The 19,205-nt window shown below is 50.8% G+C and carries 13 protein-coding genes; 6 read left to right on the top strand and 7 right to left on the bottom strand.

Going from position 1 to position 19,205, the window contains the following annotated elements; translation table 11 throughout:
* Positions 1–7: 7 nt before the first annotated feature.
* Genes MHUN_RS12755 through aspS form a run of 3 tightly spaced genes read right to left on the bottom strand, consistent with a single transcriptional unit; the run spans position 8 to position 2,814 of the window.
* The gene (locus MHUN_RS12755) at positions 8–565 is read right to left on the bottom strand and encodes a helix-turn-helix transcriptional regulator (protein ID WP_011449407.1); all 558 of its coding nucleotides are present in this window, start codon (positions 563–565) and stop codon (positions 8–10) included.
* A 42-nt stretch (positions 566–607) separates the two neighbouring features.
* Positions 608–1,519: a methionine synthase gene (locus tag MHUN_RS12750; RefSeq protein ID WP_011449406.1), complete on the bottom strand. Its 912-nt coding sequence runs from the start codon at positions 1,517–1,519 to the stop codon at positions 608–610.
* Between the two features lie 2 nt (positions 1,520–1,521).
* Positions 1,522–2,814: an aspartate--tRNA(Asn) ligase gene (gene aspS / locus MHUN_RS12745; protein WP_011449405.1), complete on the bottom strand. Its 1,293-nt coding sequence runs from the start codon at positions 2,812–2,814 to the stop codon at positions 1,522–1,524.
* A gap of 101 nt (positions 2,815–2,915) precedes the next feature.
* Between aspS and MHUN_RS12740 the strand changes: the two genes are divergently transcribed.
* Both MHUN_RS12740 and MHUN_RS12735 read left to right on the top strand, forming a co-directional pair.
* Positions 2,916–4,265 carry an amidohydrolase family protein gene (locus MHUN_RS12740; RefSeq protein WP_011449404.1) on the top strand — a complete coding sequence of 450 codons (1,350 nt, stop codon included), beginning with the start codon at positions 2,916–2,918 and terminating at the stop codon, positions 4,263–4,265.
* A 31-nt stretch (positions 4,266–4,296) separates the two neighbouring features.
* Positions 4,297–4,545: a hypothetical protein gene (locus tag MHUN_RS12735; RefSeq protein WP_143709500.1), complete on the top strand. Its 249-nt coding sequence runs from the start codon at positions 4,297–4,299 to the stop codon at positions 4,543–4,545.
* On the opposite strand, the gene cofD is transcribed toward MHUN_RS12735, so the two are convergent.
* Positions 4,540–5,433 (bottom strand): 2-phospho-L-lactate transferase, encoded by an 894-nt coding sequence (cofD, locus tag MHUN_RS12730; RefSeq protein WP_011449403.1) that lies wholly within the window; start codon positions 5,431–5,433, stop codon positions 4,540–4,542. The genes MHUN_RS12735 and cofD overlap by 6 nt on opposite strands.
* Positions 5,434–5,478: 45 nt before the next feature.
* Here cofD and MHUN_RS12725 point away from each other — a divergent pair, with 45 nt between their 5' ends.
* On the top strand, positions 5,479–6,678 hold the full coding sequence (locus MHUN_RS12725) for an HD domain-containing protein (RefSeq protein ID WP_011449402.1): 1,200 nt from the start codon (positions 5,479–5,481) through the stop codon (positions 6,676–6,678).
* 7 nt (positions 6,679–6,685) lie between these two features.
* Here the strand turns inward: MHUN_RS12725 and MHUN_RS12720 are convergent, their stop codons facing one another.
* The 3 genes from MHUN_RS12720 to MHUN_RS19770 form a co-directional block, all read right to left on the bottom strand.
* A complete protein-coding gene (locus tag MHUN_RS12720) occupies positions 6,686–9,511 on the bottom strand; it encodes a PKD domain-containing protein (RefSeq protein ID WP_011449401.1) in 2,826 nt (941 codons plus the stop codon).
* A gap of 149 nt (positions 9,512–9,660) precedes the next feature.
* A complete protein-coding gene (locus MHUN_RS19775; protein ID WP_011449400.1) occupies positions 9,661–12,651 on the bottom strand; it encodes a PKD domain-containing protein in 2,991 nt (996 codons plus the stop codon).
* A gap of 44 nt (positions 12,652–12,695) precedes the next feature.
* Complete coding sequence (locus tag MHUN_RS19770) at positions 12,696–15,836, bottom strand: PKD domain-containing protein (RefSeq protein ID WP_083758466.1); 3,141 nt, start codon at positions 15,834–15,836, stop codon at positions 12,696–12,698.
* A 376-nt stretch (positions 15,837–16,212) separates the two neighbouring features.
* On the opposite strand from MHUN_RS19770, the gene MHUN_RS12705 reads away from it, so the two are divergent.
* The 3 genes from MHUN_RS12705 to MHUN_RS12695 are packed head-to-tail and all read left to right on the top strand — an operon-like array spanning position 16,213 to position 19,176.
* Positions 16,213–16,764, top strand: a complete 552-nt coding sequence (locus MHUN_RS12705) for a UbiX family flavin prenyltransferase (protein ID WP_011449398.1) — start codon at positions 16,213–16,215, stop codon at positions 16,762–16,764.
* Complete coding sequence (locus tag MHUN_RS12700; protein ID WP_011449397.1) at positions 16,761–18,002, top strand: UbiD family decarboxylase; 1,242 nt, start codon at positions 16,761–16,763, stop codon at positions 18,000–18,002. The genes MHUN_RS12705 and MHUN_RS12700 overlap by 4 nt, the downstream gene beginning before the upstream one ends.
* Before the next feature lie 4 nt (positions 18,003–18,006).
* Entirely contained in the window at positions 18,007–19,176 is a 1,170-nt protein-coding gene (locus MHUN_RS12695) for an aconitase X (RefSeq protein ID WP_011449396.1), read from the top strand.
* Positions 19,177–19,205: the final 29 nt, after the last annotated feature.

Here is a 19,205-nt window from a genome sequence, read left to right as displayed (position 1 = left end):
ATTCTCCTCATTTCAGCAGAATGAGGTTTCCCATCCCTCTCCTTCTCTTCTCAATCAGCCCCATACTCTCGAGCATATCAAGAGACCGGCTGACATTGGATTTTGAAAGCCCGGTCTTTTCAACGATATCACTCTGGGGGATAATCCCGTCTGCATCAAGGATGGTCTGATAGATGAGCTGCTGATCCTCTTTGAGTGTGGGAAGAACCGTCTCCCATTTTCGTTTTCTATCTTCCAATGGTGAGAATGGTAAAGGCGCTTCCTGATATGGCAGGGGTGGCGCTCCCTGTGCTTGGAGTGCCGGAATGGGATGGATCTGTTCATAGAGCAGAAGATAAAGCCCGCTTCCACAAATTATCAGGGACGAGACAATGAGCACGATAACATCAGTTGCCGAATATATATCCCCAATCCGTTCGGTCTGGATGATATAATCCTCACCGGTATACCAGATTACGAGCGGAGTCGGGTTCATCAGCTTCAGGCCAAGGATAAAGACCGATGCAATGAACAGCACTGCTGCCAACAGCTCTTTTCCGTTCAATGAAGGAATGCCAGGCGTCATCAGGTTACCTATCAGATGTGTGTTCAGACGCAATCATTGTTTTCACAAATTCCCAATTTCCTGCCGTACTTCAGAAACGACCCCGGTAAGCCTGGTCAGTTTAGCGTATGCACTCTCCGGAGTGTGCATCCGAAGACCACAATCCGGGTCAGGAAGGATCCGTTCAGCCCCAAGGATATCTATTCCCTTCCAAAGCCGCCTCTTGACATCATCAGCCGAATCAAGTACAGGGGAGGACGAATCCACGATTCCATACCCGATGTACCGGTCTTTTAAATCCTTCCCGGATAATGAGGCCAGGTTTTCTGCATTTACACTCCCTTCAAAATCAAGGATCTGAATGGGCATTGCCAGCAGGTCATCGATGATATGTGCAATGTTTCCACAGGCATGCAGACAGACCGGGATTGAAACTGCCTTTGCGATGGTACTAATTGCCTTTTTCGCAACATCCATGTCAGCTGCCCCGGTCGAGAGGATTGGTTCATCAATCTGCAGCATAACCGCCCCGGTCTTTGCAAGGCCCTGAGCCTCCACCACAAGGGAAGATGCAATATCCGGGACCAGTTCATTCCGGTTCCGGTATAGAGGTGTTCCAAGATGCAATCCGTATGCAAGTGTGGACGGACCGGTAATGATTGCTTTCACGTATGGATGCTGCCTGACTGCGTATGCCGTATCTTTTATGGTTATTGCCTGATCAGGGGGCATCACCCGGCCGATGACGTCGCCTCCCCGGATCCCCGGGAGTTTTGAGGCAAATGCCCCGATTATGTCACCCCGCACCTGACCGTCTGATATGATGGTAATGCCTGCCTTTTTCTGAAGGGATACCGCCTCCTCTACCGCTCCGTGGTAGGGATCAAACAAGCTTCTCAGTGTTCGCTTTGGCTGTGACGGATAGCTGCCGACGACGGTTGTCGGAAGGATGGTGTCTGGGATGAATGACTGCATGATCAGGGAACAACCCGGTGTCTGTCACGGGGGAAGAGGACTGCTTCACGGACATTTGGAAGACCGAGCATGGTCGTTACGAGACGCTCGGCACCAAGTCCCCAGCCCGCATGGGGCGGCATACCAAACCTGAATGGGTTAAGATAGAACTCAAAGTTCTCAGGATTTAATCCTTTCTTCGCTATCTGCTCTACCAGAAGGTCATGCTGGTGGACCCGCTGGGCACCGGATGAGAGTTCCATCCTGGGGTGCATCATATCAAAGGCCTTACAGATCTCGGGATCGTTCTCGTACGGCATGGCATAATAGGGTCTGATTGAGGATGGCCAGTCGACGATAAAGTACAGGCGTCCCATCTCTTCACCAATCGCACGCTCTGCAGCCGTTCCGATATCATCACCATACGCGATATCCTCTTCACATGTAGCAGATGCAATCTCGATCGCCTCACTATAGGGAAGACGTGGGAATCCTTTTTCAGGAACGGCAAAGTCATCAAGCCCTAAATCGGCTATGGCATCACTGCAGGTCTTGTCAACAAACTGGTAGATGTCCCTTATCAGATCTTCGAGCGTCTGCATGACCCCGAGATGATCGGTGAATGAGACTTCAATATCGATGGATGTCGCCTCATTCAGGTGCTTTGTTGTATTGTGCTCTTCAGCACGGAAGATCGGACCGATCTCATAGACCTTCTCAAACCCGGCAGCCATCATCATCTGCTTGTAGAGCTGCGGGCTCTGATTCAGGAAAGCTTCCTTCTCAAAGTATGCGATCGGGAAGAGCTCAGTTCCCCCTTCAGTTGCTGCGGCGACGATCTTTGAGGTATTAATCTCGATAAACCCGTTTTCAAAGAAAAAGTTCCGTGTTGCATGCTGAACAGCGTTTCGGATTTTAAATATGGCACTGACCCGTGGTCTGCGTGCATCCAAAAACCGGTTATCAAGCCGGGTGTCGAGTTCTGCCGGCACTTTTTCCGCCACATCGAGAGGAAGAGGGGTCGCGGAAAGGCTCACAATCTCGATTGCATCGGGGATGAGCTCTCTGCCGCCCGGTGCTTTCCCTTCAGGTTTGACCGTTCCGGTGACCCTTACAACAGACTCACGGGATATTGCTCGGATCGTTTCAGCAATCTCCGGTGCAACCTTCTTTTTTGGTACGGTTACCTGGATAATTCCTGTTCTGTCACGTATTAAGAGAAAAGCAAGACCTCCAAGGTCACGTATCTCATGTGCCCATCCGATAACCTCGGCTGAGGGCGTATCAGGAGTAATGGTATTGATCGGAACACGCATATTATACCCTTACTCAATGAGCGGGAACGCTCAAAACTCTTTGTGGACTCACCCTATCATCTGGTTTTATTGGTGATACAAGAAGACAGTATGGGTAATTCATGGCAGATCCAAAGGATATCTCACCCTGTAAAAACGAAGATTTATTTTTAAAATGTCGCTCCACGCTCATCACCGGTGTTCTCCTTCCTGATAAAACGCGGTCCGACATCTGGTATGATGAGACCGGTACAATCCGTACATGCGGCCCTGATATTGCCCGTAATCATAGGAATGAAGCAGATATCATCCTTGACGGATCAGGATTTCTCGCGATGCCAGGTCTTATCAATACCCACACTCATGCTGCCATGACCCTCCTTCGTGGATATGCCGATGATATGCATCTGCAACAGTGGCTCTCAGAAAAGATCTGGCCACTGGAAGCCCACCTTACCGGCGAACATGTCTACTGGGGGACGAAACTTGCCTGTCTTGAGATGATTCGGTCAGGAACGATCGCCTTTAATGACATGTATTTCTACATGAAGGATGCGGCCCGGGCGGTGCAAGAATCCGGTATCCGCGCCGTACTCAGTCATGGGATCATCACCTTTGGAGACGAAGCCAAGATGGAGGCTGAACTGAAAGCCACCGAAGACCTTGTTCATCATGTACGGTCACTGAATACGTCCCTGATCACGTCTGCCATCGCCCCCCATGCACCCTATACCGTTCCACCGCAGCACCTCGAGGTTTGTGCCGACTACAGCCAAAAGGAGAAGATAATCATCCATACCCACCTTGCAGAGACAAAACAGGAGGTTGATGACTGTCAGAAATCCTATGGTATGACCCCGGCAGCCCTTCTTGACAAGACCGGATGCCTGACCGAACGAACCGTGGCGGCACACGGATGCTGGCTCTCGGAAGATGACTGCAGGCTTCTTGCAGAACGGAGGGTTTCTGTTGCCCATAATCCGGTCAGTAATATGAAGCTTGCAACCGGGCGGGCAATGCCCTATCACTGGCTCAAAGACCAGGGGGTAAATGTCTGTCTCGGGACCGATGGATGCTCATCAAATAATAACCTGGATATGCTCGAAGAGATGAAGACCGCTGCCCTCTGTCAGAAGTTCTTCTGGAATTCAGACACCCTTCTCCCGGCAGCAGAAGCCCTCTCCATGGGGACTTCCTGGGGAGCGAAGGCCCTTGGCTATCAGGGAGGAGTGATTCAGGAAGGCATGCCTGCAGATATTGTGCTCATATCCCTCTCTCACCCGTCCATGGTACCCCTGCATAACCCGGTCTCAAATATTGCCTATTCAGCGGAGGGCAGTGTCGTTGATACGGTCATCTGTCAGGGTAAGATTCTCATGTACAACCGGTATATCCCAGATGAAGAGAAGATTATTGCCGGGGCACGAGAGAGTGCTGATGATCTCCTCAACCGTGCAGGAATTATGGCATAACTCAATAATGCCAGCATCCCTACATATGTGCATGAGGTTCATACGCAGTTTAACGGCGGTTTTAATCTGTTTTGTTCTGCTGGGAGTATCCCTGTCAGCGGCAGAAGAGACAGGGAACAGTGCGAGTGATTTTTCCGGTGAGGACCTGAATCAGCTGTTCTCTGGCATGAATTCGGGTTCGTTTGATCTAAGCAGCCTCCTGAATGAGGAAGTTATCTCCGGCATTCTCAGCTTCTTACTTGCCCTGTTTATGTCGCTCTTTGGAATATCGTTGTCATAATCGGGTAAGGATCTCCCTCATGAGACGTTCTGCAATAGCAGGGGTCTTCATGAGGGTATCCAACCGGACAGAACCCGGAACCTGGGCAGTATCCCGCTCGTCCTGTATGAAGACATCGACAAGATCCGCATATAGTGCCCTGACTCCCGTGGAATCAGCCGGGTATTTCATCGTCTTCATGAGCTGGGCAGCCGGTCCTGAAACCGGGCCTTCTCCGATAAAAGGGCTGATTGCTATTACTTTCTTCTGTGCAAGCTCTTCCCTCACTCCGGTACAGGAGAGGATAGGCAGGATACTTGTCACTGGGTTACTGGGGCCGATGATAACTACTTCAGCCTTCCTGATAGCATCTATGACCTCCGGTGTTGCCGGTGGCTGCTCATCGGGGACATGAAGAACTGCACATATATCAGTGTTGCCCCGGTATCTGACCCAGTACTCCTGGAAATGGATGTCTCCCTTCGCAGTCCGCACATAGGTGGTGTAGGGCGAGTCTGACATCGGGAGAATAGTCGTTGATACCCCGAAATGCGAGCACAATTGCTGTGTAACCCGGGTCAGTGTCATACCCTTTTTCAGCCACTCAGCCCTCGCGATATGAACTGCCCGGTCCTTATCCCCTATGGACATGTACGAAGCCGGAAGCAGAGTCTTCAAGACGTCATGTGTCAGGAAACTATCTCCCCGAACGCCCCACCAGGTATCGGTATTAAGCAGACCGGCAAAGAGATACATCACGGTATCAACATCAGGAGAGATGTGTCCGCCCTGATACCAGATATCCTCTCCCGTATTAACGATAACTGATATATCTGAATCCGGAAGCATATTCCGGGCGCCCTCGAGGAGTTTGGGTGTGCCGGTTCCACCGGACAGGAAGGTGATCATCCTTTTCTATGTTACCTGCCCGATCATAACTCATGTGGGGACCGAATGAAATCGATTAAGGATCCGGTCCATGGGTATATCCAGGTGGATTCATCATTTCTTCCTCTTCTGGATACGCCACAGGTCCAGCGTCTCCGATATATCAGACAACTAGGCTTCTCATTTCTCGTCTATCCTGGCGCACATCATACCCGGTTTGAGCACTCGCTGGGGACCATGCACCTGGCCCATTCCCTGGGAACCCGGCTCGCTCTCCCCCGTGAGGATCATGCCCACATCACGGTTGCAGGCCTTCTTCATGACATCGGTCATGGTCCGTTCTCCCATGCAATAGAAGGTCTTTCAGAGGAGATCCTGAAAAAGAGACATACCGACATATCTGACCAGCTGAAAACCGGAATTCTTGGAGAGCGAATATATGAGGCCGGGCTTGATCCGGAGATCATCTATCAGCTCATCAACGGCAGATCCCAGTGTTCAGGAATCATTCATGGAGATCTGGATGTTGACCGGATGGACTACCTCCTCCGCGATGCCCATTACACCGGGGTGCCGTACGGAACGGTTGATGCCATGCGGCTTATCAGGGCGATGCGGCTTTGTGAGACTGGAATTGTCCTTGATATGTCAGGGGTCCAGGCCGCAGAATCACTGCTGATTGCACGAACTTTGATGCGACCTGCGGTGTATTATCACCATGTCAGTCGGATTGCAGAGAAGATGTTCTCCCTGGCGGTGTATGAATACATCAAAGATGATCCGTCTCTTCTCCGTTCTCTCCTGATGGCAGATGATGCAGCCTGTATGCAGCATCTCCTTCATGCAGACAATCCGTCCGTTTCAGGGCTTGCACAAAACCTCTATGAACGCCGGCTCTTTAAACGGGCATTGTATGTCGGAAAAGATGATGTCAGGGAGGTTCACCTGATTACTTCTGAATCATTCCTTCGTGAGCGCAAACTCGCTGAAAAGATAGCGGATGAGGCTGGTATTACTCCTGAACAGGTGATGGTTGATATTCCTGCATTTCCCCGTGATATCTGGATGGAGGTTCAGGTTCAGGACAAGCATTCCCTCTGCCGGCTGGAAGAGGTATCGCCCCTCGTCACCACTCTCAACGAGACAAGAAGAAGTCAATGGCGGCTTGGTGTGTATGCACCAAAGGGTCTGACAGATGTCGTATCAGATGCAGCCAGATCAGTTCTGAATATCAAACCGTTTACAAGGCAGGAACGACTCTTATAAAAAATTTTTATGCAGCGTTTGCTGCAAGGACTCCGTCTGCGGTCATGTATAACCAATACCCGCGGAACGGATACATCAGGGTTGCATCATTGCTTCCCTTGATGATCATCGGGTCATACTGCTGGGCTTGGGCATTAAAGCCTGCACAGTTCACCCACTTATCCTGCACGGAAAGGAGTGTGAACTTTGCTTCTATTGGTGTTGTTCCGGTAAACCCGATACCATTCCATCCCTTCTTCAGGTATGCAGTCGGCGGAGTCTGGACCGGGTTTGTGTCATATCTGATCGGAACAGACGAGGTCCCCTTAGAGTAGATCCAGAACCCCTCCAGCGGTTTTATCGGGCTGGACGGATCAAGGGTGTGCCACAGATGCTTTCCGGTGTCATACTGGAACATACTGTGCCCGCCTGAGTCAATGACCTTGAAGATCGATGCTGTGTCAAATCCGGGTGCCAGTTTCTTCGGCACTGATATGAAGTTCCAACCACCCGATACCGGGATGAGATCATCATAGGGAGTGTTCACGGTGATGAACTCAGATTTTGAGATCGTGTCAGATCCATATGTGCTGGATGCGGTCAGGGTGACGGTGTACTTTCCTTCCCTGGTATAGGTATGGACAGGATTTGCAATCATGTCCGTTGCCCCGTCTCCAAAGTCCCATGCCCACATGGTCGGGTTTCCGCTCGAGCGATCGGTAAAGCTGACCGAGAGCGGGGCCTCACCAGACCGTGGTACTCCATCAAAGTCTGCCTTGATTGCCGGACAACTCTCCACCGTGATAAATGCCTGTTTTGTGACCGTACCAGTTGCTCCATACTGGTTTGAAGCGGTCAGGGTGACGGTGTAGGTTCCTGGAACGGTGTAGGTATGTCTCGGGTTCTGCAGGGTGTTTGGCGGCGGACATGCTCCTCCTTCGCAGGTTACATTCTCTTCTGTACTGGCTGGAATGATGCCTCCGTCTCCGAAGTCCCAATTCCACATGGTTGGTGAATCTGATGACTTGTCGGTGAACTGGACGGTAAGCGGGGCACATCCTGATCGTGGGGTTCCATCAAAGTCTGCAACGATTGCATTTGCGGTGACCGTGATGTATGCCTGCTTTACCTCTGTGTCAGAGGTGCCATACTGGTTTGATACCGTCAGTGTAACGGTATACGTGCCGGGGAGCCGGTAGGTGTGCCGTGGATTCTGCAGGGTGTTTGGCGGCGGACACCTTCCTCCTTCACAAGTTACTTCCTCATCTTCACTTGCCGGAATAATTCCCCCATCCCCGAAGTCCCAGAGCCACTTGGTCGGGTTTCCGGTTGAAAGATCGGTGAACTGAACGGTCAGAGGTGCATAGCCGCTGGTCGGATTACCGACAAAGTCAGCATTGATTGACACATCCCTGACGGTAACCCACTGTGTCTTGCACACGGTGTCGGACGTATACTGGTTCGACGCGGTGAGCGTTACCGAGTAGGTTCCCGGTGTTGTGTACACATGGGTCGGGTTTGCAACCATGTCTGTTGCCCCGTCTCCAAAGTCCCATGCCCACATGGTCGGGTTCCCGGTTGAGAGATCGGTGAACCGGACTGTCAATGGTGCATCTCCAGACCGTGGGTCTGCAGAGAAGTCTGCCTTGATTGCCCGTGGTGTGACCGTGACAAACTGGGTCTTTGTGACCGTATCAGAACTGTACTGGTTTGAAGCGGTCAGTGTCACGGCATATGTTCCGGGTACCAGGTAGGTATGCCGTGGGTTCTGAAGCGTGTTCGGCGGCGGACATCTTCCCCCTTCACAGGCCACTTCCTCGTCTTCACTGGCTGGTATGATTGTGCCATCCCCAAAGTCCCAGTTCCACATGGTCGGGTTCCCGGTCGAGAGATCAGTGAACTGAACTGTCAGCGGAGCTTCACCAGACCGTGGGTTTGCAGAGAAGTCTGCCTTAATCTGCGGCGGATTCACCTTAATGGTCGTTTCACTGACTCCTGGTTCACAGGTCTGGCTTGAAGCGGTAAGACGAACCTGGTATATTCCGGGGTTCTTATACACATGGGTCGGGTTTGCAACCATGTCGGTGGTTCCATCCCCAAAGTCCCATGCCCACATGGTTGGTCCTCCAACTGAGAGATCTGTAAACTTCACCGTGAGCGGAGCAGAACCGGACGTTGGATCAGCTCTGAACCTGGCCTCTATGATACAGGAAGGCTCAACGATGATGTACTTCTCCTTCACCTTGGTACTTGTCCCTGCAGTCGGGCTGCTCACCGTCAGTGTAACGGTGTATTTGCCAGGCCGTTGATAGATATGACTTGGATTCTGCTCATATGCAGTACCCCCGTCTCCAAAGTCCCATCTCCACTCTTCAACAGCACCTTTGGAACAGTCGGTAAACTGAACATGAAGTGGCGCTTTCCCATAGGTTGGATTTGCCAGGAAATCTGCCTCAAGCGGATATTTATCCCTGACAATGATATACCGCTGCCTGACTTTGGTACTCGTAGCACCGGTAATACTGGTCGCCGTCAGACTGACGGTATAAATCCCGGGCTCACTGTAAATATGGACCGGATTTGCAGTTCCGGATGCAACATTTCCGTCTCCAAAGTCCCAGTTCCACATCGTCGGATACCCGGTCGATGAATCAAGGAACTGAACACGAAGTGGAGCGACCCCGTCTGTAGGGCTCCCGATAAAATCAGCAATAATGCAGGCACCACCAGGACCATCACAGATGGCCTCTCCAGCTCCTGCTTTACTAGTCTGCTCTCCTGCTCCTGACACGATACCTGATGCCGCAAATGTCAGCACCAGAAACAGGGCGAGCATATACACTATTTTTTTCATTCTTCCCACCACCAGCAGTTGTGAAATGTGCCTCTGACACACCCACTCAAACCGTACCTTATCTCATACCAACTTAATGGTATCCATCTGAATCCTGTCTCTGTTCGCATATCACATCCCCCCACATTTTTATCATCCCCAAAAAATAATCAGGCTGAAATAGCGGCAAGAGTGCCGTTATCAGACATGAACAACCAGTACCCGCTGTATGGATACAGGCGTGCATCATCATTCCTGCCCTTGATGATCATCTGATCATACTGTTGTTTCTCTTCGTTGAATCCAAGGCAGTTTACCCACTTATCCTGAACTGACAGGAAGGTGAACTTTGCTTCCAATGGTTCAAGTCCGGTAAATCCGATTGCATTCCAACCCTTTCGTAACTCCTTGGTCGGAGGTGTCTGCAGCGGATCAGAGTCATAGGTAAGTGAGACCTTGTCTGCGACCCGTGAGTAGATCCAGACTGCATCGAGTGGCTTTATTGGGCTTGATGAGGTCATGGTTATCCACTGCCCGGTCACTGCATCATACTGGAAGATACTGTGCCCGTCCACCTGAATATGGCTGAAGATTGCTGCAGTATCCTTTCCTGGTGCCAGTTTCTTTGGAACAGATATAAAGTTCCAGCCTGGATAAATCGTGATTGAATCAACCGGTTGTGGACTGCCTCCAACACAGATGTATCCTGACTTTACTTCCGTGTCTGATGCTCCGAACTGATTTGATGCAGTCAGCGTGACGGTGTATGTCCCGTCATTTACGTAGGTATGGGTCGGATTTGCCAGGAGACCTTCAGTCGTTCCGTCTCCAAAGTTCCATGCCCACATCGTCGGCCCACCGGTTGAGAGATCGGTAAACTGGACCGTCAGGGGTTTTGAACCGCTCCGTGGGGATGCGGTAAAGTCCGCCTGTATGCCCGGTGTAATCTGTCCAACGGTGATATATCCGGTCTTTACTTCAGTATCAGATGCTCCGTACTGGTTGGATGCTATCAAAGTGACGGTATAGGTGCCTTCCCGTGCATAGGTGTGAATCGGGTTTGCTATATTGTGACAGTCAGTTCCTGAGCAGGTTGCATTTGCCGGAATGACTCCATCACCAAAGTCCCAGAACCACATGGTCGGCCCGCCTGTTGAGAGATCAGTAAACTGAACAGTCAGGGGAGCAGGACCGCTTCGTGGAGAAGCGGTAAAGTCTGCATTAATACCAGGTTGTGGTGAGCTGCCAAAGTCCAGGTCTTTTCGGATGATACGCTCCCCGCCACGGGTGATGACTTGGGTTGCCCCTGCCCTGATGGTTCCGATCCAGAATGAGATCGTCTTTCCTGCATCAGCTTCAGTGACCGGAACGATCAGTCGTGGATCGTCAGGAGCCTGCCCCGGAGCCCCGTACGAACCTGCATACCTGGTGACATAGGTGGTCACGACGGTATTATCGATCTTTGCCTGTATGGTGGTTCCCACCGGGGCTGACTTACCGTCAATCTGGACATATCCGTAGAATTCATACGGACTCATTGGCGGAATCGTGGTAAAGGTAAGATCCTGTCTGAATCTGCCCCCACTGGTTATCTGGAAAGTCTGACCTGCAGCATACTCCCCCTCCATGAAGGTGATGTGCTTTCCGATGTCATCAACAGTAATCGGGACCCGCAGAGCCGGATCGGTTTCATATTCTCCACCATACTGACCGGTCTGGGTTATTTCATAACTGCCTCTGACAACACCGTCAATCATTGCTTTCAGGACTGTTCCCTTCGCAGCAGGCTGACCATCAATGGTAACCGAACCGTAGAACAGAAGGTCCGGAAGCGGCTGTGCATAGATAAAATTCAGCGGCTGCTCCATCATCTTCCCGTCACCGGAGACGGTAACCGATGGTGCTCCCTGGATTCCTCCACTCCAGAATGAGATCTGCCGACCGATATCAGCCTGGTTAATCTTTACCGTCAGCTGATCTGCAAAACCTCCTGCTCCACCATAATATCCCTCCTGGGTCGTGACGATGGAGTCCTTGGTTACCTCGTCAATCTTTGCGATGATCTCTGTTCCTACCGGAGCAGGGAGGTAATTGAAGGTGACCGGGCCATAGAACTGGTATGGAGTAAAGGGGGTATCCGGTTCAAGGGTGTAAATGAAGATATCCCATCCGCCAAACCGGTCATCCTGCCAAACAACCTTATCACCATAGATATCAGGACGTATCTGGTTTCCAGGACCGACACAAACCGCATAGGTCTTCGGGATCTGGAGGTTTACCATGTAGATATCGCTGTTATTCTCCTGATCATACCTGGTCCACACGATCTTGGATCCTGATACGGCAGGCTCTACATCATCATAATCATCAAAGGTGACAGCGGTTGTCATGTCCTTTTTGATGTTATACATGAAGATGTCCCATTTTCCGTTCCGGTTGTCCTCCCAGACGACGTAATCACCGGAGATTCGTGGATTCTGCTGGATACGGAGATCTCTTGTCACCTGAACTGTTTTATCGGTCTTATAATTATAGAGGTAAATGTTCCAGTCGTTTTTGTTGTCATCAAGCTGCTGATAGACAATCCAGTCGCCATCGATGTCAGGGTTGGCCTTATCTTTGTCATTTGGATTGATGTATACCGGCCTGGCACTGGTACCTACCTTTACCATCCCGATATCCCTGATATCATCATTGCCAAAGTCCTCAAACACAACCATATCCTGGGAGACAGCCGGTCTGAACTTATTGGTAGTATCCACATACACCGGGCTTTCCTTGTGCATCGGTATGTTATATGAGTAGATGTCAGAGTTCTTGTGCCGGTTATCATCCCAAACAATAATACCTCCGGAGATGTCCGGATTATTCTGATCGCTCATAATATTAGCGACCATCTGTCGGTTTCCGGACTTCATATCATAGTACCAGACCTTTCCCTGTCCTTCGTATTGTGTCCAGGTAACATACTGTTCGTCAACCCGTGGGTCCCAGTCAAAGACTGAGTCAAAGGTCATCTGTTCTTCAATACCTGGTGCCTGCGCAATCAATTCTTCTGCTGAGAAACTTACAACAGGCTCAAATTCAACGATCTCCTCTTCTGCAAGGCAGGGCACAAGCAGGAGGAACATCAGAACCATTAACAGTGATGCGATTTTCATGGTTTTTCCTCTCATATTGTACAAAAATTGGTGATACATTCTCCTTATATGCCGATAGCGGCAAGATCTCCCTCTTCACTCATATAAATCCAGTATCCATATCCGGGATACAGAACATTGGCATTACTCTCCGGCACGTTCATGATGGTGCCCTGATACCGCTGGATCGAGGAGTCAAAGCCGATTACATAGATCCACTGGTCTCTGACTGAAAGCAGGGCATTCTGTGCAGGAACCGTATTCAGGCTGGTTACTCCGAAGGTATTCCATCCTTTGACCAGTTTTCTGGTCGGTGGGATCTGAAGAGCGTCACCGGCAAAGTAGAGGTATATTGCATCTTTCTTGGTTGAGTAAATCCAGACCGCATCAAGAGGATTGATAACCGTATTAGCACTGACGGTGCTCCAGGATTTTGTCCGTGGATTATATGCAAAGATACTGTGACCGCCGACATCAACATGACCAAAGAGGGCTTTGGCGGAGTTTTGTCCATCTGCAAGCATCTTTGGTACAGAGATGAAGTTCCACCCCTGGTTCAGGGTGACCTGTGCCTCTGGCGGGCTGACTATTCCGGCGGTAATAAGGTTCTGTTTTACAACGCTCTTTGTCTGCCCGTTCCACAGGGTTGTCATCAGACCGACAGAATAGACCCCGTTTCTGGTATATACATGGGTCGGGTTTCTTTCAGAAGAGGTTGTTCCATCGCCGAAGTCCCAGTACCAGGATTTCGGGTTTCCTGATGACTTGTCTGTGAACTTGACGGAAAGGGGAATAGCCCCCTGGGTCGGAGTTGCCGTGAAATCAGCAGCACTGGAAGGTTTTGAGACGAAGTTAATGTTCTTTAAGACTTTCAGACCACTTACAACCAGCTGACTCTGGTCTCCCTCTGCCCCGGTTGCTGTCTGGAATCTGATGGTCTTTCCAATGTCGGCATTGGTGATCGGCACTTCAAGGTATGGTCCGTTTTCAGAGCCGTATGAACCGGCGATCTGGGTAGTTATCTGTCCCCGAATCTGATTGTCTATAGTGGCGTAGATGGTATTTCCTGCAGCAAGAGGTGTTCCGTCAAGGGTTGCCCGGCCCCAGAATGAATATCTGGACTGGGCAGACACAATGAAGGTCAGGTCAAGTCTCTTCTGAATAATCTGACCACTTGCGGAAGAGACATCTGCGGATGCGATGATGAGATCGCCCTGCGGGACCGAGACCGTCACCTGTTGTCCGGCAACATAGGTAGCCCCGCTGAACTGAGCGGTAAAGGTTATATATTTCCCATTATCGGTCTGGTACACCGGAACGTTCAGGGTGCCGTACTGCCCGTTTGTCGTAACGGTTGTCTGCCCCCTGATCTGATTGTCAATGACTGCGGAAAGGACTGTTCCTGCTGGTGCATACTGCCCGTCAAGCAGAACTGACCCGCTGAACTGGTAGGTAGTCGGCGAGGGAGTTGTTCCAAAGGTCAGGTCAAACCAGCCACCTACCTGTTGTCCGACGCTAATACTCTGGGAAGCCTGCAGAGATGAACTGCTGGTTGTTGCCGTAAAGATGATCGTCTTTCCAGAGTCGTTCTGATTGACCGGGATTGCAAGGCCGGTATAGGACCCCGCGGTGGTAACCGTAACCTGTCCCCTGATCTGGGAATCGATGGTTGCGGTAATGATTGTTCCAACCGGTGCGGGCATGCTGTTTACGAATGCATTCCCGGAGAGGGTATATGTCTGGACGGGTGGAACCGATGAAGCAGAGAGATCCTGCCTCATAACTCCGCCCGTGCCGACGGTAAGGACCTGATCTGCCTGGAACTCGTTCAGTCTGAATGAGATGGTTTTGCCTGTATCTGCACTGGTAATCGGAATCTCAAGGAACGGTCCGTAGGAGGATCCATAACTTCCAGCCTGCTGCACCGTGGTCTTTGCCCTGACCACCCCGTCAATCAGAGCCTTGACTTCAGTCCCGACCGGTGCTGCATTTCCGCTTATCGTGGCAGAGCCATAGAGCTGATACTTCCCAGATCCGACTCCCTGTGAGAAGGTATACAGGAATATGTTCGAGTTTCCAGTCCGGTAATCCTGCCAGACCAGATGATTTCCATAGATCGACGGATTCTTCTGGTCTCCCTGGTTGGTTGTTACCTGGTAGATATACCCGGTAATAAGGTCAAGCAGGTAGATATCTGCGTTTCCGTTCCGGTAATCCTCCCACACCACAAGCGGACCAGAAACATCAGGATTTACTGCCTTATACTTACTATCGGTCAGTTGGTACTCCTGGAAGGTATCCAGCGTCATGGCATAGATATCAGAAATTCCATTCCGGTTATCTTCCCAGACAACAATCTTCCCGCTAATCCGTGGGTTTCTCTGATCAGATCGGTCATTTGTCAGCTGGTACTCCTTCCCGGCGGTAATGTCATACAGATAAATGTCGGCATTACCGTTCCGCCAGTCTTCCCAGATAATATATGATCCGGAGATGTCAGGTCTCTTCTGTTCTGCAAGATCCTTTGTTACCGCCTGGCTGGTTCCTGAATTCAGGTCAGCCATGTAGATATCAGGATTGCCACTTCTCCAGTCCTGCCATGCGATATATCGTCCAGATACCACCGGCTGGTTCTGGTTGGAAGTTGATGAAGAGATTGGCGCTGCAGTGTCGGTCTGCAGATCATACCCGTTGATGTTGGTTACCTGGTTTGATCCTGCTCCGGCCTGTTCATAGACGACGATTCTGCCAGAGATATCCGGGTTGGTCTGATGAAGTTTCCCCGGATATACCGGATACAGCCCACCTGACTGTATATCATACAGACCAATGCCGGAAACACCTGCATTCCATTCTTCAAAAACAACTCTTCCATCAGAAACTTTCGGGTTAATATGGTTCAGGTTTCCGAACGTGATCTGCTTCTCAGCTCCCCCGCATGACTCTGAGGAGAGATCAAATCTGGTAGTATCTACCGTCACGGTATTCGAGATGGTATACTCATCAGGGTTTTGTGCAACCGAAAGAATTGCAATACCGCTTGATGCACTCACCGGGGTACTGAATGATATATTCCCCGCCTGGATCTCTTCTCCTGTTCCCCCTGTAGGAGAAAACACAATCTCCTGTGCAGTGACCCCACCACAGAGGAGAATAAGCAGAATAATTGGTACATATCTCCACATCTTCATCATTACGCCTCCCATCCGCAGGTAGACCCGAATTGATTCAGGTGATACCCTTCACATGATATATGTGCTAATCTGTACGCTTAGCTCTATTAAATACTATCATTTTCAAACCCGGCTCTGGAAATGCCCCTGACCGGAAAACAAGACCTAATTCTGTTAATAAGGATTTATATCAATATATTGGATCCGATAAATCCTGAGCGCGCCAGATTTCTATGAGTGGGTCTTAATTATCTTTTGTGCGCGAAACGTATCAACCGAGTCAATCATTTCTCGAGAGTGATACCATCATTATGGTTCAGAGAAAGATAGCTCTGTGAATCACATGACTGATACCGGTATCCGTCCCGCAGCAGAGTGTTAATACAGGAGCGAATATGAGGTGTGAATTATGAATCCGAGGATAATTGTTGGGGTATCGGGAGCATCAGGGATGCTCTATGCCAGAAGGCTGCTTGACCACCTGGCTGGAAAGGCTGAGGTTCATATCATTCTGACTCCGGTGGCGTGTGAGATTGCCCGTCATGAACAGGTATCCTTTGAGGATTCTGATCTTATTGTTCATTCGCCTGATAATCTTGCATCTCCGGTTGCGAGTGGCTCATTTCTTCATCAGGGTATGGTCATTGCACCCTGTAGCATGAAGACCCTGTCTGCAGTCGCTCATGGCTTTACGCCAAATCTGCTGACCAGAGCTGCGGATGTGACATTAAAGGAACGAAGACCCTGTATTCTGCTCCTTCGTGAAAACCCCCTCTCACGTATTCATATTGAAAATATGCTTCGTGCCCATGATGCCGGAGCACTCATCATGACGGCGAGCCCTCCCTTTTATCACCGGCCTGATGATATCACCGGGCTTGTGGATGCGGTTATTGCACGGATACTGGATCATCTGAATATCACACACTCAATAGGCGGAAGATGGAGTGGATATCCATGAGGACATTTATTGAACAGATGAGAACCAGGGGTCTTGTCACTGATGTGCATGATCCGGTTTCCTCACGATATGACGCACCAAAGCGTGCATTCAGTACAGACCGGCTTTTGTTCTTTCATAATCTTGATGGCAGAAAAGCGGTTATGAACCTTGTCGCAACCAGGGAATCCCTGGCTGTGGCCCTCGGTGTTGCTCCCGAAATTCTGGTTCCCCGGCTTGCTTCCTGCCGGTATGACGGAAAACTCCTCGATGCAGGATCCCTTCCCATGAGGCCGGTAAACCTTGATGAAATTCCCATCATGGAAAATTATCCCGGAGAGGCCGGGAGATATTTAAACTCGGGTGTAGTGTTCTCCCGGTACGAAGGGGTTGAGAATGCCTCTGTTCACCGGATGCTCAAAGCGGGAAAAGACAGACTTGTTGCCCGTCTGGTGGAAGGCAGACATACGCATACCCTTCATAAGAAAGCCCTGGCCAATGGAGAGCGACTCCCGGTTGCAATCGTCATCGGTATGCACCCGCTTGTCCTCTTTGCCAGTTGCAGCAGAGTCCCGGAGAGCATGGAACTGCCCTTTGCCGCTGAACTCCTTGGTGGTGAGATGCCGGTATATACCCTTTCGAACGGGGTCAGGGTTCCTGACGCTGAGATCATCCTTGAAGGGTACATTGGAAATGAGACGGCTGTTGAAGGCCCATATGTGGATATCACCAGGACCTATGATCCTGAACGGGTACAACCGGTGATTGAGCTGACCGGGATGTATACGAAACCTGACTTTATCTACCACGGACTTGTAAATGCAGGGGATGAGCATAAACTCCTGATGGGAGCACCCTATGAGCCGCTCATCTACCGGTCAGTTGCCGGAGTGACCGGGGTTACCGATGTGGTCCTGACCAAGGGCGGATGCGGGTACCTGCATGGCGTTGTCCAGATTAAAAAACGAACCGAGGGAGATGGGAAAAATGCCATCATGGCTGCATTTGCTGCACATACGTCACTTAAGCATGTGGTCATTGTTGATGGTGATATCAATCCCGGCAATCCATCTGACGTAGAGTTTGCCATTGCAACACGGGTTCGTGCAGACCGTGACACCCTCATTATTCCCGGTGTCCGTGGTTCATCGCTTGATCCATCCAGGATCGGGGACGGGCTCAATGTCAAGATGGGTATTGATGCAACCATGGAGTTAGGAAAGGAAGAGGAGTTTGTCAGAGCGGTCTGGGAGGACTGATCATATGCACCTGACTGCAGAGGAAGAGGCCATTCTCAATGGAGAGGAAGGGGAGACAAAACAGCAGCTCCTGGAGATCCTGGTCGGAGTCGGAAAGGTCTTTGGTGCTGAGGAGATGGTACCGATCAGGAGTGCCCAGGTCTCCGGAGCGTCATACAAGACCATCGGTGAATGGGGGCTGAAATGGCTGGCAAGTCTTGATGCCCATGCTGCGGTTCCGGCAGTCCTCAACCCGGTCGGGATGGATCGGATCAGGTGGGAGGAGATGGGAATAGATCCCGGATTTGCAAAAAAACAACTTGAGGTCATCTCAGCCTATGAGCGTCTTGGCATCAGGCTTGAATGCACATGTACTCCGTACTACCTGAACATCACCGAGTATGGGGACCATCTGGCATGGTCAGAGTCCTCAGCGGTCAGTTATGCAAACTCGGTCATCGGTGCCAGAACCAACCGGGAGGGTGGCCCGTCAGCTCTTGCAGCAGCGATAATCGGGAAAACACCAAAATACGGACTTCACCTGGTGGAGAACAGAAAACCCGGTATTCATATTCAGGTTGAAGGTGAACCAAAGCAAGCCGATGCATCCTGGTACGGGGCACTCGGGTATCTGGCCGGTAAAATCAGCGGGAATCGGATTCCACTCTTTTCAGGAATCCGACCGGGCAGGGATCAGCTGAAAAATCTCGGGGCAGCGATGGCGGCAACCGGGGCTGTTGCCCTGTATCATGTGCAGGGTATCACCCCTGAAGCACGGGTCTTCTCCTATAGTACCGAAGGGCTAGAGCAGTTCGTCATCAACGCTGATGAGGTGGCATCCCTCTTTACCGGCGAGCAGGTGGATGCAGTGGCTATCGGATGTCCGCATTGCTCTCCTGATGAACTCATATACCTTGCATCCCTCCTGGAAGGATGTTCGGTTACAAAACCGGTATACATCTTTGCTGCACGGGATGTCATCGAACGTGAGAGTGAGCAGATCAGAAGGATAGAGCGTTCCGGAGCCAGAGTGTATGCCGATACCTGTATGGTCGTCTCCCCAGCCCTTGAACGGTATGATCGGATCATGGTAAACAGCGGGAAGGCACTCTCCTATGTTCCGACCATGTGTGGAGCCGGGGCTGTCATCGGGTCAACGGAGGATTGTATCCGGGTAGCCTGCACCCCTGAGTGATGATGATCATGGATGGCAGGATAGTTTAA

Source organism: Methanospirillum hungatei JF-1, from assembly GCF_000013445.1.
Classification (GTDB): domain Archaea; phylum Halobacteriota; class Methanomicrobia; order Methanomicrobiales; family Methanospirillaceae; genus Methanospirillum; species Methanospirillum hungatei.
The sequence above is the reverse complement of the archived record's forward strand: the minus strand, read 5'-3'. Positions and strand labels throughout refer to the sequence as shown.